Annotated in this window: 21 protein-coding genes; 18 read left to right on the top strand and 3 right to left on the bottom strand. The window is 43.1% G+C overall.

Annotation, left to right across the window (positions count from 1 at the left end; translation table 11 throughout):
• The first annotated feature begins 17 nt into the window (after nt 1–17).
• Together MHI37_RS20840 and MHI37_RS20835 are read left to right on the top strand one after the other, a co-directional pair.
• Complete coding sequence (locus MHI37_RS20840) at nt 18–560, top strand: LytTR family DNA-binding domain-containing protein (RefSeq protein WP_256710622.1); 543 nt, start codon at nt 18–20, stop codon at nt 558–560.
• Nucleotides 561–570: 10 nt separating this feature from the next.
• Nucleotides 571–1,002, top strand: coding sequence for a hypothetical protein (locus MHI37_RS20835; RefSeq protein ID WP_076338326.1), 432 nt, complete (start codon nt 571–573; stop codon nt 1,000–1,002).
• Nucleotides 1,003–1,073: 71 nt separating this feature from the next.
• Here MHI37_RS20835 and MHI37_RS20830 read toward each other — a convergent pair whose 3' ends face one another.
• On the bottom strand, nt 1,074–1,535 hold the full coding sequence (locus MHI37_RS20830) for a VOC family protein (RefSeq protein ID WP_076338327.1): 462 nt from the start codon (nt 1,533–1,535) through the stop codon (nt 1,074–1,076).
• Between the two features lie 161 nt (nt 1,536–1,696).
• Here MHI37_RS20830 and MHI37_RS20825 point away from each other — a divergent pair, with 161 nt between their 5' ends.
• The 15 genes from MHI37_RS20825 to MHI37_RS20755 all read left to right on the top strand — a co-directional run bounded on the left by MHI37_RS20825 (nt 1,697) and on the right by MHI37_RS20755 (nt 18,638).
• A complete protein-coding gene (locus tag MHI37_RS20825) occupies nt 1,697–2,131 on the top strand; it encodes an Lrp/AsnC family transcriptional regulator (RefSeq protein ID WP_076338328.1) in 435 nt (144 codons plus the stop codon).
• Between the two features lie 134 nt (nt 2,132–2,265).
• Nucleotides 2,266–3,999, top strand: coding sequence for an ATP-binding protein (locus tag MHI37_RS20820; RefSeq protein ID WP_076338329.1), 1,734 nt, complete (start codon nt 2,266–2,268; stop codon nt 3,997–3,999).
• A gap of 233 nt (nt 4,000–4,232) precedes the next feature.
• A complete protein-coding gene (locus tag MHI37_RS20815) occupies nt 4,233–5,492 on the top strand; it encodes an ATP-grasp domain-containing protein (protein ID WP_076338330.1) in 1,260 nt (419 codons plus the stop codon).
• Nucleotides 5,489–6,352, top strand: a complete 864-nt coding sequence (locus MHI37_RS20810; RefSeq protein ID WP_076338331.1) for a DUF364 domain-containing protein — start codon at nt 5,489–5,491, stop codon at nt 6,350–6,352. Before MHI37_RS20815 ends, MHI37_RS20810 begins: the two co-directional genes overlap by 4 nt.
• Nucleotides 6,321–7,124, top strand: coding sequence for a class I SAM-dependent methyltransferase (locus tag MHI37_RS20805; protein ID WP_076338332.1), 804 nt, complete (start codon nt 6,321–6,323; stop codon nt 7,122–7,124). Before MHI37_RS20810 ends, MHI37_RS20805 begins: the two co-directional genes overlap by 32 nt.
• A 64-nt stretch (nt 7,125–7,188) precedes the next feature.
• The gene (locus MHI37_RS20800) at nt 7,189–8,745 is read left to right on the top strand and encodes an ABC transporter substrate-binding protein (RefSeq protein ID WP_076338333.1); all 1,557 of its coding nucleotides are present in this window, start codon (nt 7,189–7,191) and stop codon (nt 8,743–8,745) included.
• Between the two features lie 9 nt (nt 8,746–8,754).
• A complete protein-coding gene (locus tag MHI37_RS20795) occupies nt 8,755–9,708 on the top strand; it encodes an ABC transporter permease (protein WP_076338334.1) in 954 nt (317 codons plus the stop codon).
• A gap of 1 nt (nt 9,709) precedes the next feature.
• Nucleotides 9,710–10,546 (top strand): ABC transporter permease, encoded by an 837-nt coding sequence (locus tag MHI37_RS20790; protein WP_218638946.1) that lies wholly within the window; start codon nt 9,710–9,712, stop codon nt 10,544–10,546.
• Between the two features lie 11 nt (nt 10,547–10,557).
• The gene (locus MHI37_RS20785) at nt 10,558–12,216 is read left to right on the top strand and encodes an ABC transporter ATP-binding protein (protein WP_076338335.1); all 1,659 of its coding nucleotides are present in this window, start codon (nt 10,558–10,560) and stop codon (nt 12,214–12,216) included.
• Complete coding sequence (locus tag MHI37_RS20780; RefSeq protein ID WP_076338336.1) at nt 12,206–13,345, top strand: cysteine synthase family protein; 1,140 nt, start codon at nt 12,206–12,208, stop codon at nt 13,343–13,345. The genes MHI37_RS20785 and MHI37_RS20780 overlap by 11 nt, the downstream gene beginning before the upstream one ends.
• Before the next feature lie 22 nt (nt 13,346–13,367).
• A complete protein-coding gene (locus MHI37_RS20775; protein ID WP_144023741.1) occupies nt 13,368–14,594 on the top strand; it encodes an MFS transporter in 1,227 nt (408 codons plus the stop codon).
• Between the two features lie 437 nt (nt 14,595–15,031).
• Nucleotides 15,032–15,925: an ROK family protein gene (locus MHI37_RS20770; RefSeq protein ID WP_306010682.1), complete on the top strand. Its 894-nt coding sequence runs from the start codon at nt 15,032–15,034 to the stop codon at nt 15,923–15,925.
• Between the two features lie 27 nt (nt 15,926–15,952).
• Nucleotides 15,953–16,798, top strand: a complete 846-nt coding sequence (locus MHI37_RS20765) for a MurR/RpiR family transcriptional regulator (protein WP_076338355.1) — start codon at nt 15,953–15,955, stop codon at nt 16,796–16,798.
• 213 nt (nt 16,799–17,011) lie between these two features.
• Entirely contained in the window at nt 17,012–18,139 is a 1,128-nt protein-coding gene (locus tag MHI37_RS20760) for a response regulator (protein ID WP_076338338.1), read from the top strand.
• A gap of 127 nt (nt 18,140–18,266) precedes the next feature.
• Nucleotides 18,267–18,638 carry a DUF4180 domain-containing protein gene (locus tag MHI37_RS20755; protein ID WP_076338339.1) on the top strand — a complete coding sequence of 124 codons (372 nt, stop codon included), beginning with the start codon at nt 18,267–18,269 and terminating at the stop codon, nt 18,636–18,638.
• Nucleotides 18,639–18,819: 181 nt separating this feature from the next.
• Here MHI37_RS20755 and MHI37_RS20750 read toward each other — a convergent pair whose 3' ends face one another.
• Both MHI37_RS20750 and MHI37_RS20745 read right to left on the bottom strand, forming a co-directional pair.
• Nucleotides 18,820–19,509: a phosphoribosylaminoimidazolesuccinocarboxamide synthase gene (locus MHI37_RS20750; protein ID WP_076338340.1), complete on the bottom strand. Its 690-nt coding sequence runs from the start codon at nt 19,507–19,509 to the stop codon at nt 18,820–18,822.
• 121 nt (nt 19,510–19,630) lie between these two features.
• On the bottom strand, nt 19,631–20,572 hold the full coding sequence (locus MHI37_RS20745; RefSeq protein WP_076338341.1) for a ring-cleaving dioxygenase: 942 nt from the start codon (nt 20,570–20,572) through the stop codon (nt 19,631–19,633).
• Nucleotides 20,573–20,968: 396 nt separating this feature from the next.
• On the opposite strand from MHI37_RS20745, the gene MHI37_RS20740 reads away from it, so the two are divergent.
• The gene (locus MHI37_RS20740; protein ID WP_144023740.1) at nt 20,969–23,431 is read left to right on the top strand and encodes a LuxR C-terminal-related transcriptional regulator; all 2,463 of its coding nucleotides are present in this window, start codon (nt 20,969–20,971) and stop codon (nt 23,429–23,431) included.
• Nucleotides 23,432–23,467 lie beyond the last annotated feature (36 nt).

Here is a 23,467-nt window from a genome sequence, read left to right as displayed (position 1 = left end):
AATGGTCATTAGGAGATATGATGGTTCAATTATTGTGTTCAACTAAAGTTTATGAAAAATTGAAACAAGAATTATCCAAATACCAAATAGAAATTAAGCAAGACAGTGAGTTGGTGCTCGTTGAAAAAGGATATGATATACCAAGTGGAAAGCTGAGTGTTGTATTTGATGCTATTGATTACATGGATGTAATCAAGCTATTGGTTTCTGGCGTTCGAGAAAACGTGCATTTTATGAATACTCTTACAGGGTTAAGCGATAATAAGTTTGCTGTTATTGAACCACGGGATGTGTTATATCTAGAAGCAGGTCCAGAAGGAATGATGGCCTATACAAAGTCTAATCACTATAGCATCAAAGAAACCTTGCAATATTATGAGAACATATGGGCAGCAAAAGGATTTATACGAATTAATAAATCACAACTCGTCAATTTGCTGCATGTAAAAGAAATTATTCCTTGGTTTAACTCCCGATATGTACTTAGAATGGATAATCACGCTGAATTAGAAGTATCAAAAATGTTCTCAAAAAAGCTGAGAAATACACTCAAGATGTAGGAGCACCATAATGGAAAATGTTAATTTGGAAAATATTATAAAATCCTTTTTTCTCGGTATCTTCATGGGCATTATACTACAGTTTTATGACAATGCAGATGGGCTATTCAGCTATAAGGTTTTAACGGTATTAGCCAGCGGAAGCATAGGGTTCTTTATTGGTTTTATTACAGAATGGCTAACATCAATACTCCCGATTAGTATGGCAAATGCTCGGATGTACTTCTTTATCAACAACCTTATTGCATTATTAGTTACTACATTCATTATGGCAGCCTTATTAATGATGACAAGCAGTGAGATGAAGAAAGAGCAGCAGTTTATGCCGATATTATTGATCGTGCTGGGCATTATATGTATAGCAAATCTAGTTGATTATATGATGTATCGACGAGCTCAAGCTAAATTGAAAACCTTTAAGGAAATAATTAAAGATAAATAAGTATTTCGTCGTTGGAGTGACACGGTTAACCGTATCCTAAGCGGTGGCAAGTTTTTTTGGGGAATCTTAATTCACTCGTGGGGTTTGGCGGAAATATCAAAATCAACATCTTCAATGAATTCGATAATTTCCCCATTGGGACTATGAATGATCGCGTTTTTTATTAGAAGAGGCGGTTCGCCAAGAGAAAGGTAATCCGGTTCTATAAAAGCCTTTGCTCCATGAGCAAGGGCTTTTCGATACATTTCATCTACATTATCCACGTAGAAGGCTAAATGCAATAACGCGCCGTGAGCTATATCTTCTTCAGATAATGCTTTCTTCCCTTGAGCGGGAATGACTGCATCGTTGTCAAAGATTTCAATGCAGGTTCTTTGGTCAGGTGAAATCAGCATGCAGGCTTCTTTGATTTGAAATAATGGTAGACTCCAATGATGGCCTAGCTTGAACCCTAAAACCTCAATATAAAATGTAATCGTTGCTTCATAATCTCTGGCTTGGATCGCTACATGTGATAGACCTTTTACACTCATTTATAATCGCTCCCTTATTAATAATATATATTTATTATAGTTGCATTAAAATGTAAAATACATATATAAAGTAAGGGTTTTAACGTAATATAGTTATTGAATATAAGGTATTTAAGTCGAATTGGTTTCATTAATTAAATTGGGTCAGGGGGCTTTTTAATATGGAATATCATATGGATGATATTGATAAAAAGATCATGGCATTACTTCAGTACAATGCACGAATGTCCATTGCTCAAATCAGTAAAGAGGTTTCGATGTCACAACCATCCGTAAAAGAAAGAATGATCAAATTGGAAGAAAAAAACATCATTTCTGGGTATAATACTGCTTTTAATTTACGGGATCTGAATCGAGGTACGACCACTTTTATTCTATTAAAAACAGAACATTGCCAAGAGATCACTGATTTTTGTCAGAACGCTATGGAAGTAACTGATTTATTTCGCATTAGTGGGGAATACAATTATCTCATTAAGGTGCAAACCGCTTCTATTGAGGAACTTGCTGAATTTCAAGATTCTCTTATAAAGTTCGGGCCTTCAAAGTCACATATTAGTTTGAAAAATATACTGGAAAATAGGGTTTTGCTATAAATTCCGTTATGGAATAGGATCTGTCGGAATTTGGCATATTACGTCTTGCACCCTATGCTTTCATATACTATATTCAATGGAGAGGAACGAATAAAGCTAGTCATCTTCTTACGTCAAACATAAAGGAAATTGTCATGAATGCCACAGTAGAGCTTGTCTTGATGATTGCTTCAGTCATCATGACGGGCATCATTTTATTCTTTGTATATGGGTTTAGAAAAGAACGCGGAGTAGGTTATCTCATCGGCTTGATCGTGTGCCGGATGATTTACTCAAGCAGTATCATTTTGGAGAAAAGCAGCCATTTATTAATGGAAAAGATGATTTTTCGCAATATTCAGAGTACAGCGCTTAATTTAATCGTACCTTTCTTTCTCCTATTCGTATATCAGTTGATCGGTCGCGACAAATTGCTAAGGCTTCGATGGAAGATCATGTTGCTCACGGTATTCGCGCTTTGGTCGCTGCTGTCGTGGTTCAATCCCGTGCTTCATATGATCTATCGAACGATAGAGCTTAATAACGGATATTTAATGACGTCGAGGACCATCTATTCAATAGCTTTCTCGGTCATTTGTTACTGTATTATGGCTGCATGTCTTTATTTTCTCTTTCAGTATATTCGGAACATCCGTAACGATTTTCGTAAGCCGGGGATGTGGATTCTTTTTCTCAGTTCATTTCCGCTTGTTCTTGAAATTATCAAACTTATGAATCCTGAATGGTCGTCTTGGTTGCTTCCATTATCGGTTTATTGTGGATTTACAGGTACATTGATGCTGGTTATTACATTCCGGATTAAATTTTTCTCAACGGTTCCGATTGCAAGGAATATTGTGCTTGATACGCTTCAGGAAAGTATTGTGATAGCGAATGCTTCAGGTAAGATCATTGACAGCAATAAACAGGCATCCAAATGGTTTTCGGAGATGGGTTATGCGGCTATTCATGGTCGGAATATGGCGGAACTATTGGAGCCTTGGCCGGAATGGCACGAGCTATGCAAGTCTATGCAACTGGGCCGTGCAGAAATTGCTATCTGGCTGGGTGGAGAAAGAAAAATATACAGCGTGAATGTCTATCCGTTGCATATACTGCGTAAACAGGGACAGGGCAGCATATCTCTTATCGTTGACATTACGGAGAAGGAGCAGCATCTGGAGCAGATTGCACAGCTGAGCCGATTGAAGGATCAGTTGTTTACGATCGTGTCGCACGATATTCGCAGTCCACTGGCATTGCAGTATCAGCTCGTTGAATTACTGGAAGAAGACAGGCACAGCTTCGATCCTGAGCATCGGGAGATCATTGAGACGCTTGGTGACCAAATTCGCAATACACTCGGGATGGCGAATAATCTATTAGAGTGGTTCCGCAGCCAGCGGGATGATATGGTACTTCGTCCACAGGTAATCGAGCTTTCTGAGGTTGTAGAGGATTGCTGTCATATGCTGCATATTACAAGCGAGGCCAAACATATAAGTGTAAATCATACGATTGCTTTAGGCACCCGGGTGTATGCTGACCGAGAAGCACTTGGACTAATTATCCGTAATTTATTATCCAACGCGATCAAGTTTACGGGACTGGGCGGGTCAGTCCAGGTGGATGCCCAGCTATCCGGCGATATGGTGATCGTTTCCGTTCGCGATAACGGGTTGGGTATGGAAGAGGAGCAGGTTCATCAGTTATTTGCTGAGAAACAGCTCAATTCATCGTCAGGCACACTCGGAGAGAAGGGATCGGGTCTTGGACTGCTTGTCAGCCGACAGTTCATACAACTGAGCGGCGGGAGAATATGGGTGGAAAGCATAGCAGGGCAAGGAAGCACAGTTCACTTCACCATGAGAGACGGAACAGCGGGATGAAAATTCTTAATGTATCAAGGCTCATATTTCATGTCGGACTTTTGGTGTACTGTGCTCGAGTTGGAATCATACGTGTTTTTCCAAGGTTGATCTTTGGCGGGTTTGCGTGTCTGCGCAGAACTCGCTTTTTTTTGTTTGTAACAATATTATTCGCGTTAAAGGATTGACAATGTAAAATCCTGTATAGTATACTCGCAACTAATAGTAATCATTACGATTTATGGAGGTTCATTATGGCACATCTTTTAATGATTGAGAGCTGGGTTGGAGCAAGCGGTAATCTGCTGCCTCCGCTCCTGAAGTCACTAGGTCACACGTACACCTTTGTTACACGTAAGCTTGAGCATTACCAGAGTGCGATACGTCCGGAGAAACATCCAGTGGTGCAGCATGCAGATTCTGTTCTGGTTACGGAAACAAATGATTATGCCAGCTTAATCGAGTTTCTACGGCCTTACTCTTTTGACGGGGTTATTACCGTTTGTGATTACTATATTGACGCCGTGAGAGAGGTTGCCAAAGCGTTTGATCTGCCTTGTCCGTTTCCGGAGACTGTAAACACTGTGCGGCATAAACATCTCATGCGGCAGGCGTTGGACCGTGCGGGACTAGCCAATCCGAAATATCGACTCGCACGCAGCTTGGAGGCTGCGGAGCTGGCTGCAGAGGAAATCGGTTATCCATTGGTGATCAAGCCGGTCGATCTGGCATCCAGTGCCTTTGTGAGCTTCATTCAAAATAAAAATGAATTGCAGGACGCTTATCAGGCTCTTGAAGACTTTCCGCTTAATTTCCGGGATCAGGAAAGAGACAGCATATGTCTTATTGAAGAGTTCATCGAAGGCGATGAGGTTAGCGTAGAGAGCGTCTCATTTAATGGCGAAATCACGATATTGGGCATTACAGATAAATCGATTACCGGGACTCCTTTTTTCATAGAAAATGGCCATATGTTCCCGGCAAAGCTAAGTGAAGAAACGCAATCTGAAGTCACTCAATTTGTTAGAGAAGCGCTGGGAGCTGTAGGCTACGACCACGGCATTGCTCATACGGAAGTGAAAATTACGGCTAATGGTCCGCGTTTAATTGAAATTAATCCAAGAACGGCCGGCAATTACATCGTAGAGCTCATCCAACGGGTGACAGACATTGATTTGCTCCATGCTTTTATCGATCTCTCCTTAGGGATCAAGCCTGTGCTTGTTTCTAAGGATAACGGAATTGTCAGTGCTGCCGTGATGTTCCTCGTTCCTTCTCAAGGAGGTACGATTACCCAACTGAAGGGGCTGGGGTCACTAGAAACGGATAGACACGTCGCCCGATACAAGCTTGAGAGCTGTGAGGGGCAATATGTTTCGCCTCCTATTGATAACGCCTGCTACCTTGGCTACGTTATCACTGAGGATACGGTAGGACAACAAGCCAGATGGTATGCAGAAGAAGCGCTTAAGCGCATTATCGTTAGCTTCGATAACCATGAGGCAACGGTATGATCCAAACGAAACAAAATGATTTTAGCTCGGTGGCTGAATTGTTGGATGGCATATTGGAAGGAAATCTGGGTCCTAAGCCAGAAACACTGATCGTCACAGGGGCATCCAATGTCTATCAAACGACGCAGTTCCCGTCCTCTACGACCAAATATCATAATTATTATTTGTTATTAAGAGTGGAAGCGTCCTTCGGTGCATGCTCACATACATCTGATCAATTGAATATGGAATCTGGAGCCGAGTTCTCAGGACTTCCTCTGGATGAGGTGCTGCGGGATAAACGGCTGCCTGTGCAAATTGCCGCCATGGATGCTTATCTCGGTGCTGTTTTTCCGCATCCGGAGTGCTGCTCCAGCATCATCGAAGTGGCTGGGGGCACTCCCATTCAGAAAGCGAAGCAGCGTGATATGTTGATTGCGAATACTGCAACTATTCAAGCAGGAGAGAAGGTTGCTTTAATTGGTGTAGTCAATCCATTAGTGGAAGCGATCAAACAAAGCGGAGGAACTTGTCTGCCTTGTGATTTGCACCTTAAAGAAACCCAGTGGGGAGAAACGGTGGAGAAGGATATGGACATCGTGCTTGATCAAGCGAATCGTGTCATTTGCACAGGTATGACTTTGAGTAATGGAAGCTTTGATCATATTTTATCGAGAGTCAGGGAAAGAAAGATTCCTTTAACCGTTTATGCCCAAACAGGTAGTGCGGTTATTGCCCAATTTGTGAAGCAGGGCGTCACTTCGCTAGTTGCGGAGCCATTCCCGTTCACCCAATTTAGTGCAACCGCATCACAGCTCTATTGCTATTCAAGCAGAGAGGAGCAGCAGCATGTCAATGAATATAAAGCTGGATACAGATAATTTTCTGCATACCAATCCCTCACTCTACTTGGCATTTAACGGGGAGCATGACCAGAGCATGGCTCAGTTCATACATAAGCTGTTTATTGAATACAACGTTGGCCAAAATGTGCTGGACGTAGGTTCGGGTCCGGGCCGCGAAGCGGCTTATCTAACCGAGAGGGGCTATGCGGTCACTGGTCTGGACAATTCTAAGGAAATGCTGTCATGGGCGAAAGAGCATTATCCTGAACTGCCATTTGTGTATGGGGATCAATCCGATTTTTCGATAAATCAACGATTTGATGCGGTGTATTGTGCAGGCAGCACGTTCTTATACAACTTTTCCAATGAAGCAGTTCTCTCCAGCTTGCAGTGCTTTCGCAAACATCTTCAAAGCGGCGGGCTTCTCTATCTGGATATGCGAAATGCTGCTTTCTTCCTGACAAAAGAGGGACAGCGCTGGCTTACGGAAGAACTGGTTGAACAGAGAATCGTTAATGAAACGGTCATTTCTCTTCAGACGCGATTTAGTATTGACTTGGCTAATCAACTATTGGAGCGGGATTATTGCTGGACAGTCAAAGGTATGAAGCCGGTAGTCGAACATTTAAAGCACCGTCTACTATTTCCGCAGGAGCTGGCTCATTATCTTGCTTTAAGTGGTTTTCGGCTTCTGCAGCTGTTCGATAAGCCAGCTCCTCATGTTCACAAATATGATCTGCAGGATTCTCTGATTTATAGCCATGACCTGCTCGGCACACGCATGCAGGTTATTGCACAAGCCATATAGGTATAGGAAAAAAAAGAACAAATCAAATCCAATCATTGGATATCGTGAAAAATGGGGGCCAATCATGAAGAAGTTAATTTTCTTAATCACCTTTTTATTCGTAATCATCATGGCAGCAGGCTGTGGAAACAACGCGGCTACAACGAATGTGCAATCAGACAGCATAGAAGATCAAGAGCTCGTTATTGTAGGGCAAGAAATTGCCGCAAGTTTAGATCCAGTCCAGCCTCTTACTTCCAGTTATTTAAGAAATAGCGGGGCAGCGGAAGCGCTATTTAAAGTCAACGCAGAAGGGAAAGTAGAGCCGGATTTGGCGGAAAGCGTCAAGGAAGTAGATTCAACGACATGGGAAATTAAGTTAAGGGCTAATGCGACCTTTTGGAGCGGCAAGGCCATTGATGCTAGCGCGGTAATCGCCTCTTTGGAGCGTTCCAGAGAGAAGGATCTGCAAGCTCAGCCATTTTTAGCTGATCTGGCATTCACTAAGCTCGATGATTATACGCTTCAAGTCAAAACAAGCAGCGAACATCTGCCAGTGCCTTTAAACCTTTCCTATTATCAGACCGTTATCCATAATGCCGATGCCAAGCAGGATGCTGTGGACACGATGGATCTCACGGGCATGTATAAAATGGTTGAGTTTGTTCCCAAACAAAAAATGGTATTGGAAAGCAATGAGAGCTACTGGGGTTCGAAACCAAAAATTAAAAGGGTAGTGTATGAAGAAATTACGGACGGACAGACACGAGTGCTTTCGGTATTAAGTGGACGAAGCCAAATTGCATTAAATATACCTGTAACAAGCTTGGAGCAATTTAAAGACAGCAAAGTGGCCAGATTGTCTGCTGCGCCGGTTGCAAACACACAAACGATTTATATGAATCAGCGCAGACCCCAATTGGAAGATGCCAGAGTAAGGCAAGCGCTATCTTGGGCACTTGACCGTGAGGAGCTGGTCGTTCTAGCGGCAGAAGGGCAGAGCATCCCCGTCTCTACCTGGCTCGGCTCTAACCCCGAATTTGCTGAAGCAAGAAATGCCGTATATACCAAGGCTGATCAAGCTAAAGCCAATCAGCTATTAGATGAAGCAGGATGGATAAAGGGTGATGATGATATTCGGTACAAGGATGGAACGCCGTTAACGCTTCGATTGATGACTTGGGGCGGCGAGAAAGCATTGGGGGAAGCTCTTCAAAACCAATGGACGCAAATTGGGGTGAAGGTGGAGGTTCAGCATGGTGATTACAGCTTAATTGAGGTTGCCCGTGAAAAAGGGGATTGGGATGCCTTGATCGAAGCATGGAACACCTTCGGTGACACATTCACCTTATTATCAGGCCAGTTTTCACCGGAAGGAAGCGCAAATTATGGCGGTTTTAACGATGAAGAAACCAATCAGCTGCTTGCACGCATGAAAGGGGAGTCCGACGCTGAGGCACGCCATGAACTGGCTCTTCAAATAAATGAGAGGGTTGCACAGCAAGCACCAATCATTTCTTTATTCCCACGTCCGCAAATTACTGCGGTAAGCGCAGAGCTGCAAGGATTTGAAGAGCATTTTAGACAATTTGAAAATACAGTGAATGCGGACTTGTCATTCAGCGCAGCCGGACAGAAATAGGAACATGTCATGTATAAGGCCATCCTCCGTAAAGGACTCGAAACGTTTATTACGTTATTTTGCGCGACACTTATTATATTTGTATTGACGCATTTGGCTCCTGGTGATCCTGTTCAAATGCTGCTAAACAAACAGATCGAAGTTGCCAGGAGTGATTCAGAGGCTTATCAGGTGAAGGCGGCAGAGCTGCGCGAGCAATGGGGCCTTGATCAAAACATCGTCGTGCAGTATGGATATTGGATCAACCGACTCCTTCACTTTGACTTAGGAAGCTCTATTCATACTGGCAGACTCGTCAGCTCCGAAATTGCGGAAAGGCTTCCGGCAACCATCATGCTGTCAATAGCAGCGCTCTTCATTCAAATCGTACTGGGATTATGGCTTGGAACAGTCTCTGCACTCCGTGCAGGAAAGGTTTCCGATAATATCATTAGGTTCATCTGTGTAGCGCTGGCTTCCATTCCGGGATTTGTAATCGGCTTGGTCTTGCTATCCTTGTTCGCAGTAAAGTTCAACGCCTATGAGATTAGCAGTCATGCAGGCCTGACAAGGCTGTGGCTTCCCGCTGTAACATTAGGCTTAATAGGTGCACCGCAAATTATACGAGTTGTCAGAGCTAATATGCTATCGGAATTTGGTCAAATCTATGTGACGGCTGCGCTCTCAAGAGGCTTGGCGATCAAGCTTATCGTCAAGCATGTAATCAGAAATGTTCTGCTTCCCGTCGTTACCATGGTAGCTCTATCTTTTACGACGCTCATTAGCGGGGCAGTAGTCATCGAAAGTATTTTTTCTTGGCCTGGCATTGGGAAGTATGCCCTCGATAGTATTTTGCTTAAGGATTATCCAGTCATTCAAGGCTACGCTTTTGTCATGGTGTCGGTCGTCGTGTTCACGAACTTAGTTATTGATGCAGTGTATGCGGCAATGGATCCCCGAATCCGCAGTAAAGGAGAAGCATGAGTTGAATAGGATACGCCAAACTAAACTTTCGATCAGCTTTGTGGCCGGTATCGCCATTTTTAGTATCATTGCCGTTCTCATCCTAGGTGCGCCATTATTTACTTCTTATGATCCGTTGGAGCAGAAGTCATCCGAGCGTTTGGAGAAACCAAGCGCTAAGCATCCGCTGGGCACAGATCGATTCGGAAGGGATGTTCTCTCACGAACGCTCCATGGAGGGAAAACGACATTGCTATCGTCCATTCTTGCTCTGAGCACAGCTCTGTTTATTGGACTTTTAGCTGGATTATTGGCTGGCATGTTTCATAAATCTATATTTGATGTTATCTTGATGCGTCTCATTGATGTGCTGTTGGCTTTTCCTGTTATGGTATTTGCAATGGTCATTGCAGGGCTATTCGGCACAGGCTTTATCCATCTGCTCATTGCTATCGTCTCTGTTTGGTGGGTATCCTTTGCGCGCTTAACCCGCAGTGTAGTCTTGCAAGCGAAGCACGAATCCTCTTTTGCTGCAGCAAAAGTATTGGGGGCGAAGAGCAGTGTAATGATGGTACGAGAGCTGCTTCCAAAAGCGCTGAGCCCTGTGCTCATCTTAGCGACTTTCGAGCTGGGCAGCTTAATTCTGTCTATCTCAGCCCTCTCGTTCCTTGGTTTAGGCGCGCAGCCTCCCAATCCTGAATGGGGCAGTATGCTAGCGGATGGGCGAGATCACTTTCTGCAGGCTCCGCACATTTTGTTGGGACCTACGGTATGTATTGTTTTGACCGTATTAGCGTTTAATTTGATTGGTGAGGGACTACGGGACCGGCTTGATCCTTATGAAATGACAGGACTTTAGGAGAATGCAGGATGCGGACTAAGAAAAGCGACAAGGTGCTGGAAGTCAAAGACTTGCAGGTGAAATATAAGCAAAATAACAGCTCAGCCATCATCCTGAAAAACCTTGCTTTTGAGATGAAGAAGGGTGAAATCGTTGCTTTGTTAGGGGAAAGCGGCTCTGGAAAGTCAACCATTGCAAAGGCGATTACTGGACTTTTGCCCCCCTCTGCTCATATAGGGAGTGGAATCCTGCAGCTTGGCTCAGGTTTTACTGCTGATCTTGCCGGAAAAGGTATCGAATGGAACCTCGTGAGAGGAAAGCAGCTTGCCTTGCTCTTCCAAGATGCGCAGCTGGCCTTAAATCCCGTGCTGAAAATAAAAGAGAATTTTAAAGAAGTTCTTCTTTATCACAACATGGCGTCTGCTGAGGAAGTTATGCCGATAACGAACAAATTGCTGAGCATGCTCAATTTTTCGGATACGGAAAGCGTTTTAGAACGTTATCCTTATCAACTCAGTGGAGGCATGTGTCAGCGTATTTGTCTTGCGCTAGCGTTGTGTCTCAAACCAGCGGTGCTGATTGCTGATGAGCCAACATCGGCATTAGATACGGTGAGTCAGCGAGAGGTGCTTGATTTGCTTAAAAGAATGCAGGAAGAGTTTGGATTGACAGTTCTTCTGATTACCCATGATATTGCCGTAGCGAACGCCATAAGCAATAGAGTCATTGTATTAAACAGAGGCGCGATTGAAGAAGAGGGGGATACCAAGCAGGTATTCTCCGATCCACAAGCTGCCTATACGCGTCATTTGCTTGCTTCCCGCTCTCGATTAACCCAAACCTCACCGACAGATCGAGTGCTGCCTCGTAATCAGCCTTTGCTTGAAATTAGCGGACTGAAGAAAACGTTTAAGGAAAGGTCTGTTTTACAGGATGTAAATCTTACATTAGCAGAAGGGGAGATCGTAGGGATTCTTGGGCAAAGCGGCTGCGGAAAATCCACATTAGCCCGGTGTCTTACCGGTTTGGAGAAACCCAGCGGAGGTCGTATTCTGTATCGCGGTACAGAAATTAGCCGTTTGCGTGGGAAGGCCAGACGCGAAATATGTAAGCATATTCAATTCGTGTTCCAAGATGCCAGAGCAAGTCTTAACCCCCGGCGTACAGCTTTGCAATTGGTCCAAGAGCCGCTTCAATATTTGCAGATTGGAGAGAGTAAGGAGCGGGAGATGCGGGCGAGATTTTATCTCCGTGAGGTAGGAATCCATGACGAAGCGCAGCATAGGAGACCACCTCAGCTTAGCTCGGGGCAATGTCAACGAATAGCGATTGCGAGAGCACTGGTGCTGGAGCCCGATATTCTAATTTGTGATGAAGCAGTATCAGCCTTGGATATGAGCGTTCAAGCACAAATATTGCACTTGCTGCAGCGTCTAAATAAACAATTTGGGTTTTCGATCCTCATGATTTCGCACGATATTAGAGTACTGCATTCCTTTTGCCATCAAATTGCGGTTATGCACAATGGAAGCTTTTGTGAAATTAAGCCCGTGGCGCACCTCTATGAAAGCGAGCAGCCTTATACGCAGTTGCTGCTCCAATGCGCGAACGATATGGAAGAGGGGTTATTGGAACAAAGCCGAGTACACTATGTTACAGCGGGAGGAACGGGTACCTATGATAGCTAGCATACTAGAGACCATCGGCAATACGCCGCTCATTACGATACCGAATAGCAACAGGGCAAATGAAGGGCAAGTTTTGTTTAAATATGAACGATACAATCCTGGAGGAAGCATTAAGGACCGCGCTGCTATTTACCTCGTTGAGGAAGCGGAGCGTAGAGGTTTACTTAAGCCGGGAGGCACAATTATTGAATCTTCAAGCGGAAACTTCGGCATCTCCCTGGCGATGATCGGTGCGGCCAAAGGCTATCGAGTCATCATTTTAGTAGATCCTAAAACGACCAGCGCGAATTTGGCGCTCTTAAAATGTTTTGGGGCAGAGGTTATTGTGGTGACGGAAAAAGACGATTGCGGCAGCTATCATAAAACAAGAATTTCGTTAGCCAACAAGCTAGCGCAGGAGATTGATAACTCGTACCGCCCAGACCAGTGCTTTAATCTGCTGAATAGTGAAGCTCATTATAAAAGCACGGCCCGCGAGATCATGGCAGATTGCTCCAACAAAATTACGGTCTTCATAACTGCAGTTAGTACCGGCGGACAGCTGGGTGGCATCTCCAAGTATTTAAAAACCTTTGCGCCGGAGGTGCAGATTATCGGTGTGGATGCTGTAGGCTCTGCTATATTTGGAGGACAATCGGATTCCTATCGCATACCCGGCATTGGCCTCGGCTGGACGCCTTCTAATTTGAATATGGCTCATGTCGACCGTGCCTATAAAATATCAGACGAGCAAGCCTTCCTCACTGCGAGGGCGTTTGCCCGTAATGAAGGTATATTGATGGGGCCCTCAAGCGGGGCATGTGCGCTGGTTGCTCTCAAATTAGCGCAAGCGCTTCAACCGGAGGAACGAATTGTTTGCATGGTTGCCGACGGTGGTGAACGCTATATTCCAACCTTATTCAATGATGAATGGATGGAGCAGCAGGGCTTTCCCACGAATATAGATATGGAGGCCATTCGGGGGATGGCACGACAGCTCCAGCCCTGGAGCGTTTGTCCCTCTACTACAGCGAATTATAGAACGGATCTAACCCAGAGCTTGGAAGTGCCAGAATCTACGCTGCGTATGAACTCCGAGTTGCTGGCCCGAGATTTTGTTGAACAAAACAGTTCCATTTTTATGGATTAAGCATTATGTTTTCGGGAGTTGTCTGCATTTGGGTACTCAACAAGCCACTTCATGGCCATTTATCCGTCTTTATACGCTTGCGTTTCTCTTCTTTAGTGCAAATTCCATCTTGAATGTGATCATACCGCTTAGAAGTGAAGCGATGGGTGCGAGCAATACGATGATCGGTTTGATTATGGGCACCTATATGCTGACTTGCATGTTTTTTCGTCCGTGGGCAGGTCATTACGTGTATAAGTATGGCCCTGTCAAGGTACTGCGCGTCTTGCTAATCGTGAATGGGATTGCGCTATTGCTTTATACCGTTACAGCATGGGAAGGCTTCTTTGTTGCCCGGTTAATGCAAGGCATATGCACCGCATTTTTCTCCATGGCACTGCAAATGGGGATCATTGATTCTCTATCAGAGAAGGAGCGATCTCAGGGTGTCTCATTGTACTCTCTTTTCACCTATATGCCCTCAATCGTGGGGCCGTTAATTGCTTTTGGAATTTGGGACTGGGGAGGAATGAATTCCTTCACGGCAGTGGTTATCGGAATCGTAATCATTACGGGTCTATTTGGATACAGTACGTCCATACAGAACGTTTCTCAAGAGAAAGGGGAGGAGCAGCATGCTAAAGGGATGTCAAAAAATATACGTCAAATGGTGTCGCATCCTTCCTTTCTCCTCTGTAGTGTAGTTATGCTTGCTGCTTCAGTTGTTTTTGGTTCGGTGGTCGTTTTTATTCCGCTGTATGCCAATCATATTGAATACGGGAATGCAGGCGTTTATTTAATGATCCAAGCTGCCGTGATCGTTTTGGCGCGGTTCTTGCTTCGCAAGCGGGTTCCTTCAGACGGAAAATGGCACTCTCTATTTATTATCGGTGTTTTGCTATTGGCCGCTGCCGCATCACTGCTGCTGTCATTTTCTGAATCCAAAGGGGCTCTATTGTTATATGCAGCTGCTATTTTAATGGGTATTGCCCAGGCGCTGTTATATCCAACCTTGATGACCTATTTAACTTTTGTTCTGCCTAGTTCTTCGCGCAATGTGTTAATCGGTCTATTTATTGCATCAGCTGATCTCGGCATCTCGTTGGGCGGCATTGCAATGGGGCCGATCGCCGATCAAATCTCTTACTCTGGGGTTTATACGGTATGTGCAGCCTTAGTTTTGATGACGGCCTGCTTTGTTGTCGTTTATCAAAAGCGATTAACTCTCGGAGAGGGTCGATCAAAATGGAGGAGTGAAGCAAGGAGCTGAACCTATGCTAAACTAGCAGGTACTTTAGTTCATGATACTTGGAGGTTAACCAGTTAAGTCTGGTTAACCTTATTTTGAAATATAGGAGAGTATAAGTTTCACATTCATCTCCGCCAAAAGACGGCGACAGCCGTTTCACCTTGATGCAGCCAACTTCATATTGAACATGTAGAGCATTCGCTTCATAGGCTTAGCTGCAGACAGGATTTCAAAAGAAGAGTCTCTTTTTCGAAAATAAAAATCAATTTTCAATTTTGGTGAAAATATTTTTCATAATTTAAAAAAATGGAGAAAACAATTCACAACATCTAAAATATATGTTATGTTGTTTTTGCCTAATACTGCAGAGCTCAAGAGGGATTGTCGCAATGGACGCGACGGCTCGTAACGAGGCCAAGGAATATAATAAAAAATTTGTAGAGGTTGTTGAATAACCTATGAGTATCAACATTTTAGCCGTAGATATCGGCGGTACAAACACGAAGATGGGCATCTGCGACAAACAGGGAAATATCGATCAATTTAAGGAATATTCAACTGAAGCGAATTTAGGTGGACCTCATCTAATGGATAGATTAATGGCCCAGATGGAAGCGTATAATAATTTCGATGCGATTGCAATCAGTACAGCCGGTCAAGTGAATGCGGAGGAAGGTTATATTTCTTATGCTAATGAGAATATTCCAAACTACACTGGAATGAACATTAGGGGGATACTGGAGAAAAGATTTCAAAGGCCTGTTCAGGTTGAGAACGATGTTAATGCGGCTGCGCTAGGAGAAGCCTACTTCGGTGCAGCCGCAGCGTATCATGATTTCTTATGTCTTACCTTTGGTACAGGGATCGGCGGCGCTATCGTAATCAATCATAAGATCTATCGAGGAGCTAATGGTTCGGCGGCCGAATTCGGTCATATCTTTACCCATTCGCTATCGCAGATGAATAGTGGATCGAGAACGCCTTACTATGAAACCTTTGCCTCGACGACAGCATTGGTCCGGATGGCTCAACAAGCTGATCCGGAAGTTGTGGATGGGAAAGTTTTTTTTGATAAAGTAGGCATAGGAAACGATAAACTGAGTCAAGTTCTGCATTCATGGGTTACTGAAGTATCAGCAGGGTTGGCTTCGCTCATTCATATTTTCAACCCGCCGGCTGTCATTGTAGGGGGCGGAGTAATGGAGCGGGATGATTTAGTTGAGTTAGTCAGGAAACAGACAAAGGATTTGATTATGCCAAGCTTTGCGGATGTGAAAATTCTTAAAGCAGCCCTTGGGAATAAAGCAGGTCTATTAGGCGCGGCATCTTTATTTTTACGCGGAACGGATTGAATAAGTGGAGGTGATGAGTTGCGTGCAATGAATATTTTTACAACCATTCATTCCAAGTACAATAACCTGACTAATGCAGAAGTAAAAGTAGCCAACTATGTTCTGGATAACGCGAAAGATGTCGTATACATGTCGATTACCGACCTTGCAGATGTTTGTGATGTAGGAGAATCTAGCATATTCAGGTTTTGCAAAGCGTTGAGCTACAAGGGGTACCAGGATTTTAAGATTGCACTGGCGCATAGCATTACGGTAGAGAATGAAATACCGCAGCTCACAGACAAGATTCTGATGAATGATACGATGGATCAAGTAACTTCCAAAGTGCTGGCGTCGAACATCAGTGCGTTGAACGAAACGTTTAATTTAATCGATCATGACAAAATGGATCAAGCGATTGACTATTTTGTTCAAGCAGAACGAGTCATATTTTTTGGCGTGGGTTCTTCATTAATGACAGCTATGGAAGCAAAAAATAAATTTATGCGTATCACGAACAAAACAGAATGTACGATTGATTCTCATCTCCAGATGATGTCCGCGGCTCTGATGACAAATCGGGATGTCGCAGTCATAATTTCTTATTCAGGCTCGACTAAGGATACGATTGAAGTGGCAAAGAAAGCAAAAGAATGTGGAGCTGCCGTCATTTCAATTACCCGATTCGTAAAGTCGCCACTTACCTCATATTCTGATCTTACGCTGCTTTGCGGTGCTAATGAAGGCCCTTTGCAGGGCGGTTCATTATCTGCGAAGATATCACAGCTCTATTTGCTGGATGTGTTATATGTTGAATATTTTAAAAGAACTTATCAAGAATCTATAACGAATAAGGAGCAAACCGCGGCATCGGTTACTGTAAAAATGCTTTAAGCTTTGCGACTGTTGAACTGTCTTCTGAAATAAGAGATACGATTCGAAAGCTGATTCCAGGCTGGCCTAGAATGTCATTCTTAATGACTTCATGGGTCAGTCTTTTTTGTCGAAATCTGAGATGTCTTGTCTTGCACACTATAGCTTCGTAGACTATTATGAAGAGAAACAAGTAAAAGGCTAATCTATTTTTTAGAGAGGCGGAATAGAGTAATGAAAGTTCTCATCGTAGATGATGAGCCTGCTATGCTGCTCGCTATGAAGCGGCTGCTTTCAAATATGGAAGATGTGGAGCTTGTCGGAAGCTTCCGAAATGCAGCAGAGGCTCTAGACTTCGTTCGGGACAGGGAAGTAGATCTCGCATTTTTAGATATTAAAATCGCTAAGGACGATGGATTAGAGCTAGCACGCAGCTTGCGCTTGATTCGTTCTAAACTTGACATCGTGTTTACAACCTCCCATTCAGAATTTGCGATGGATGCTTATGATGTTTATCCACTCGACTATATGGTTAAGCCGATTTCCAGAAAGCGTCTTGCCCAGACCATTACTAGAGCGGCTAGTAGACACAGTGCAACTGCTGAAGCTGCTGTTGCTGTTGCTGTTGATCTCACACCTAATAAACTGACAGTTAGGGCGCTTGGCTGTTTCGAAGCTAGCAGCATGCAAGCGGGTACGGTGAAATGGATATCCAAAAAAAGTAAGGAGTTATTCGCCTATTTGCTTTTTAATCGAGGACGCAGTGTAGCCAAAATTCGAATTTTGGAGGATATTTTCCCGGACATGCCTCTCAAGAATGCGGAAACCTACCTTAATACGGCGGTGTATCAGCTTAGGAAAGCGTTGTCACTGCATGGGTTTAAGGAGATGGTCATTTCATCGCAAGAGCAGTATCGGGTAGATTTAGATCAAGTAGATGTCGATTTCATTCATTTTGAACAAGGAGTGGAGGAGTTATCCGAAATCGACGCAGCAAATGAAGCAAGGGCAATCGATTTGGAGAAAACATTTTCTGGCGAGCTATTCGAGGAAAAATCTTTTGTATGGGCAACAGCGGAACGAGAGTTTTTAGCGATTTTATACGATATCTTTGCCAAAAGACTTGCAAGTTGGCTTCTTGCTCAGAAGCGATTTAGAGAAGCAGTACAAATTGCGACAAGAATTGTATCCCGTAATGAATTTGAAGAAGAGTCGAATCTGCTTCTGCTGAATATATTAGGTGCGATGGGTGATCGACAATCTCTACATAACTATTACGAGCACTATACGCAATCGCTGCTTCAAGAGCTCGGTCTCCAGCCTACGCCGAATTTTCATCAGATATATGAACAATATCGGTGATTGTTATTTAGAGGTGCAAAAGGCTAACTAGCAGATTAGTTTAATCATGATACGCTGAACTAAAAATGTGAATAATGTGATAGAATTGTTAAATTAAAGCATATTATCAACGGAAGGTGGTATATATATGAATATATTTATCGACCAAGTCGGTAATTCTAAGGTCGCAATTGTAGATAGCTCTGACATCATAATACATGATGTTCAAGATGCACTGGATTTAATGGCTTCTATTAGCTACAACTACAATGGATGCTATAAAATAATGATTAACAAATCGAACATAACTAAGGATTTCTTCGAGCTAAAAACCAGACTTGCAGGTGATGTACTGCAGAAATATGCGAACTACAATGTTAAGCTCGCTATTGTTGGAGATTTCGTTGAGCATAACAGCAAGAGTTTGAAGGATTTTATTTATGAGTGCAACAACGGCAAGCAGGTATTCTTTTTAGCAGATAAACAGGATGCACTTCACGCTCTTCACAGTATCAATTAATTCCGATTAATAATAGTGAACCATATCATTTGTCATTACGCTAACAGATTATGTTAGCTCAATAAAACAGCGACAGTCTATAATTTTATTTTCATCATACAGATATTCGATGCTAATGAAAGGGCACCCAATTGGGTGCCCTTAAATTACTTTATTAGGTATCGTCATCATTTCAAATGATTCAGTCAGCCGCCAACATCAGTTTCTCCAAAGCTAGCGGTTCAATGTAGACTCCGTCCTTGTATGCTCTCATATTACCGCCAGAAATTTCATCAATAAGTACAACCTGTCCATCTTTATTAATCCGGCCAAATTCCAATTTAATATCATAAAGCTCGATACCCTTCTTAGCGAGCTCGTCCTTCACGACCTGACTAATTTCCTTCGTTAGCTTCTCAAGCGTAGCATACTCCTCTGCTGACAATATACCCAGCATCTCAAGGGCAGACTTACTAATTGGCGGATCAAGTCGATCGTCGTCCTTAAGCGTCACTTCTACGAATGCATCCAACGATTGTCCTTCTTGTGCATATAAGCCATATCGACGTAGGAAGCTGCCTACTGCCCGATAACGACATATGACTTCAAGGCCTTTTCCGAATACAGTAGCAGGAGCTACAGTCATGGTTGCTTCCTCAATATTAGCATCTATGTAATGAGTGGGAATACCCGCAGTCTTCAGCTTCTCGAAAAAGAACTTCGTTAAGCTTAGTCCCGCACGGCCAGCACCTTCCATCACTAAACCGACTGTGTTAGCGCCTGGATCAAATACACCATTCTCTCCTGTAACATCATCCTTAAACTTCAGCAGGTAATCGCCATTTTCCAGCTCATATACATCTTTTGTTTTTCCTGAATAAATAAGATTCATGTTTTTAATCCCCTTTGAGCAATTATTAAATAGACTTAACATTTCATATTATAGCATTATCTTGGTTTACTCGCAGAAAGCTAATTTTGTTCATGTTAATTTAAATGTTCTTTTTTATCAATTAGTCAAGAGGTGTTAGTCTTGCTTCAATTTCTGCACGCCGTTCTTCTAAAAACGGTGGCAAATCCAGTGCTTTACCGAGCTCCTCGACCGTTGAATCTGCTGTAAAGCCAGGGCCATCTGTCGCTATTTCAAATAAAATACCGTTTGACTCACGGAAATATAAGCTTTGAAAGTAAAACCGCTCCACAATCCCTGTGGAGTGAAAGCCATGTTTTTTTACTGCTTCATCCCAATAGCGCAGCTCGGTTTCGTTTTTAACACGGATTGCTAAATGATGAATACTGCCTTTTCCTGGCTTCTCATTAGGACCTTCCTCTTGCTTGATGACAATCTCCCCAAATGACTGTCCGGCAACGGACTGATAAATGGCTTCTTTATCCGTGCGGGAAGCTTCTACATAACCAAACATATCTTTTAGCGTATTCGCTAAGCTCTCTAAAGAGTGAACGGTCATTTCGACTGGACCCATTCCTAGTATTCGGTGCTTTTGCGGAGCAGTGGATTGTTCCCAAGCTGACCAGTTTTCAGGAACCACGTCACCGTTATTATTTAACAGAATCATTCGCAAGCCTTCGGAGTCTTCAAAGTGCAAAGCATCCCGGTCGGCATAACTTGTGAGTTCATCATGCTTTACATCTAATGCCTCAAAGCGTTTTTTCCAATAGGTGAGACTTTCTATGGACGGAACTAGCAAACCAATTTGTGTAATTGCATTTGTGCCGCGAACGGTACTTCCTGCCATAGGCATTTCAAAAAAAGAAAGCTCTGTTCCTGCGCTGCCCGTTAAATCCCCGTAAAAGAGGTGATACATGAAAGGATTATCTTGATTGACCGTCTTTTTCACTCTACGCAGCCCTAGTATTTGTTGATAAAAATGATTGTTTATTTGAGCATTTTTTGTAAGCATCGAAATGTGATGGTGTCCAGAAATGATAGGCATGATATTTCCTCCTCTTTATAACTTGATTAGTCAAATGATAGAAGAACAAAATCACCTTACAGGTGAGTGGAAATCGCAGACGCGTTAGGAGATAATATAATGTTTGCTGTTCTTCATTATTTAATACCTCTGATATTACACCTCGATATCATTTATCGTCTATAAAGACAATTATGATTCGTACAAAAAGTAAGAGGTAAACGGTGAATTTTCGCAGGAAAAAACGGTGAAGTATTATAGTGATTTCTGTTAAAATACGTAATAGATACATATTGTAAACATACGGAGCTGATTCTTGTGATTTTAAGCACCAAACTTCACATCCCACAAGCTCGCATCTCCTTAGTTTCGCGGCCTAGTTTGATTGAAAAGTTTAATGCAGGTTTGAAGGCTAAATTGACATTTATTTCTGCGCAGGCTGGTTACGGAAAGACAACGGCGTTAAGTGAATGGGTGAAACAAAGCAGCGTACCTGCTGCTTGGATTTCGATAGATCAGCTGGATAATGATTGGGTTCAGTTTTGGAGTTACGTAACAGCATCCATTGAGCAGAAGATACCTGATTTCGGAAAATCGGTCTGGCTTGAACTAGAGAAGGGGCACTCGGTTTCTTCAGTACCCACACTTATAGCGCTGCTTAACGAATTAAATGCGATAACCAGCGAACTGGTAATCATTCTTGACGATTATCAGTTCATTGAGCTGCCTGCTATACATCGTTCGTTGGTTTATCTGTTGGAGCATTTGCCTGTACATATTCATATTTATATAGCCAGCCGTACTGATCTATCGATACCGACGACTAGGCTTTTGGCAAAAGGGGAATTACATACAATCGTTATGCAGGATTTGCAATTTCAATTGGAAGAGGGACTTGTCTTTTTCCGAGATACGACAAATTTATTGCTAACGAAGGAACAAGTGAAACAGCTGATCAATCAGACAGAAGGCTGGATTAGCGGGCTGCAGCTTGCAGCGATTTCTCTAAAGCACAGTTATAATATTACCGAATCCATCAATCAATTTAATGGACATCAGCATCATTTATCCGATTATTTATTGGATGAAGTGTTCCATCATTTATCGGACGAAAAGCGCGCTTTTTTATTGGAAACGTCTATTTTAGGTCGTATGAACGATTCCTTGTGCAACGCCGTAACAGGGAAAATGAACGGTCAAGAACAATTAGAGAAGCTAGAGCAGCTGAATCTGTTTATTATCCCTTTGGATAGCCAAAGGAATTGGTATCGATATCATCATTTGCTCTCTGGTTTTTTGCAAAAAATGTTTAGAAAAGATTCGGAAAAATGGGAGCAAGCACATATAAAGGCAGCGCTTTGGCTTGAGAATAGTGGATTTGATGTCGAAGCGGTGGAGCATTATATAGAGGGGAAACAGTACGGAGATGCTGTTCGTTTAATCGAGAAAAATCTCTTTATTTTGATGCAATCAAGGAGTGCTGCCCTGAACAGATGGTTGTCTGTTTTACCGGAAGCGACCTTTGCCGATAAACCTAACATTGAAATTTTTTATTCCGCAGTATTACTTGGTATCGGGGAATGGAAAGCGTCTTTTAGTCGTATGGAGCAAGCGGAAATGCGGTTTCAAGCGCTGCAAGGAAAAATGGCAGACAGAGACTGGAATCAAGTCATGGGCAATATTCATTTTTTTAATGCGGTTAAAGCCTATCTTCAAAAAAACCTTCACCAAACGAACGAATACTTCGAATTGGTTGAACAATATATGCCGGAAGGAAGCTTCTTCCAAACAATGGGACGAAACCGCTATCAAGGATATAGCTCGTTCGATGATCACCTAGCTTTTATCAACAATCTTCATGAAGCCGGCAAGTTCTTGTTGAAATGGATAAAAGCATGGGGAAATAAAAAGGAATACCCTTTTGTCGGTTATTTTTATGCCTCTTATAGTCAATTGCTGTTTGAATGGAACCGCTTGGAGGAGGCAGAGCTTTATGTGAGTCAGGGACTGGCCCGGGACGATGTAAAGCCCTTTGCGCGGATATTGATTCGTATTGTCATTAGTGCTTCTCGCATTCAACAGGCGGCTGGCCATCCGCGCCGAGCAGCAGAGCTGCTGGAGCAGTTGAAATGGCAAATAAATTCCCCAGATCAAGAACAATTTATGCTAGAAATTGAAGGACAGCAAGCTTGTTTATCTTTGCAGCAGGGCTCCACTAGTGGTGCTATGGATTGGCTGCAAAAGTTCGGACTGTCTCACACAGATGCGGTTTCACTCAATCGTATGGCAGATTATCTCGTTTTGGCAAGAGTGCTTATTGCATGTGAACAGCTGGAAGAAGCGCTGTATCTATTAGAGAAGCTCTACCTTTTACTAGTTAAGGAAGATCATCTTAGGGATCGCATTAAGGTATTAATTTTGCAAAGTATGGCGATGCAGCGCTTGGGTCAATTAGAGGCAGCTCTCGTTCCATTGGAGACTGCATTAATGTTAGGGGAGCCAGAAGGGTATATTCGCAGTTTCATTGACGAAGGAAGCTTGATGCAGGAGCTGTTAACCGCTTATTTGAAGTCTAAGCAAGGTAGTTATAGTTATGCGAGTAGTACTTCTGCGGTTTCTATCGTTTATGTTAAGCAGCTGCTTCAAGCTTGGAGTACGACACCAGATCAAACTTTGTTGTTTGAAATCCTCCTGACCGAGCAAGAAACTAGAGTACTGCAATTGATTAATCAGGGAATGTCGAATAAGGAAATTGCCTTTCAATTCCACATCTCGGGAGAAACCGTAAAGTCCCATATTAAAAGTATATATCGAAAGCTTGGAGTGAACAATCGCGTAAAAGTTCTACAGCGAGCTAAAGAATTTGAGCTTTTAATATAAATAGGGGGGTAATCCCCATACATCTATATCCCCCAA

This window comes from Paenibacillus sp. FSL H8-0548 (assembly GCF_038630985.1).
In the GTDB taxonomy this organism is placed as follows: Bacteria; Bacillota; Bacilli; order Paenibacillales; family Paenibacillaceae; genus Pristimantibacillus.
This window is presented reverse-complemented; position numbering and strand designations above follow the sequence as displayed.

Excerpts from the sequence above, each read along its gene's own strand:
- MHI37_RS20840 (WP_256710622.1), top strand. The coding sequence starts at position 18 with ATGATGGTTCAATTATTGTGTTCAACTAAAGTTTATGAAAAATTGAAA.
- MHI37_RS20835 (WP_076338326.1), top strand. The coding sequence starts at position 571 with ATGGAAAATGTTAATTTGGAAAATATTATAAAATCCTTTTTTCTCGGT.
- MHI37_RS20830 (WP_076338327.1), bottom strand. The coding sequence starts at position 1,535 with ATGAGTGTAAAAGGTCTATCACATGTAGCGATCCAAGCCAGAGATTAT.
- MHI37_RS20825 (WP_076338328.1), top strand. The coding sequence starts at position 1,697 with ATGGAATATCATATGGATGATATTGATAAAAAGATCATGGCATTACTT.
- MHI37_RS20820 (WP_076338329.1), top strand. The coding sequence starts at position 2,266 with ATGAATGCCACAGTAGAGCTTGTCTTGATGATTGCTTCAGTCATCATG.
- MHI37_RS20815 (WP_076338330.1), top strand. The coding sequence starts at position 4,233 with ATGGCACATCTTTTAATGATTGAGAGCTGGGTTGGAGCAAGCGGTAAT.
- MHI37_RS20810 (WP_076338331.1), top strand. The coding sequence starts at position 5,489 with ATGATCCAAACGAAACAAAATGATTTTAGCTCGGTGGCTGAATTGTTG.
- MHI37_RS20805 (WP_076338332.1), top strand. The coding sequence starts at position 6,321 with ATGTCAATGAATATAAAGCTGGATACAGATAATTTTCTGCATACCAAT.
- MHI37_RS20800 (WP_076338333.1), top strand. The coding sequence starts at position 7,189 with ATGAAGAAGTTAATTTTCTTAATCACCTTTTTATTCGTAATCATCATG.
- MHI37_RS20795 (WP_076338334.1), top strand. The coding sequence starts at position 8,755 with ATGTATAAGGCCATCCTCCGTAAAGGACTCGAAACGTTTATTACGTTA.
- MHI37_RS20785 (WP_076338335.1), top strand. The coding sequence starts at position 10,558 with ATGCGGACTAAGAAAAGCGACAAGGTGCTGGAAGTCAAAGACTTGCAG.
- MHI37_RS20780 (WP_076338336.1), top strand. The coding sequence starts at position 12,206 with ATGATAGCTAGCATACTAGAGACCATCGGCAATACGCCGCTCATTACG.
- MHI37_RS20770 (WP_306010682.1), top strand. The coding sequence starts at position 15,032 with ATGAGTATCAACATTTTAGCCGTAGATATCGGCGGTACAAACACGAAG.
- MHI37_RS20765 (WP_076338355.1), top strand. The coding sequence starts at position 15,953 with ATGAATATTTTTACAACCATTCATTCCAAGTACAATAACCTGACTAAT.
- MHI37_RS20760 (WP_076338338.1), top strand. The coding sequence starts at position 17,012 with ATGAAAGTTCTCATCGTAGATGATGAGCCTGCTATGCTGCTCGCTATG.
- MHI37_RS20755 (WP_076338339.1), top strand. The coding sequence starts at position 18,267 with ATGAATATATTTATCGACCAAGTCGGTAATTCTAAGGTCGCAATTGTA.
- MHI37_RS20750 (WP_076338340.1), bottom strand. The coding sequence starts at position 19,509 with ATGAATCTTATTTATTCAGGAAAAACAAAAGATGTATATGAGCTGGAA.
- MHI37_RS20745 (WP_076338341.1), bottom strand. The coding sequence starts at position 20,572 with ATGCCTATCATTTCTGGACACCATCACATTTCGATGCTTACAAAAAAT.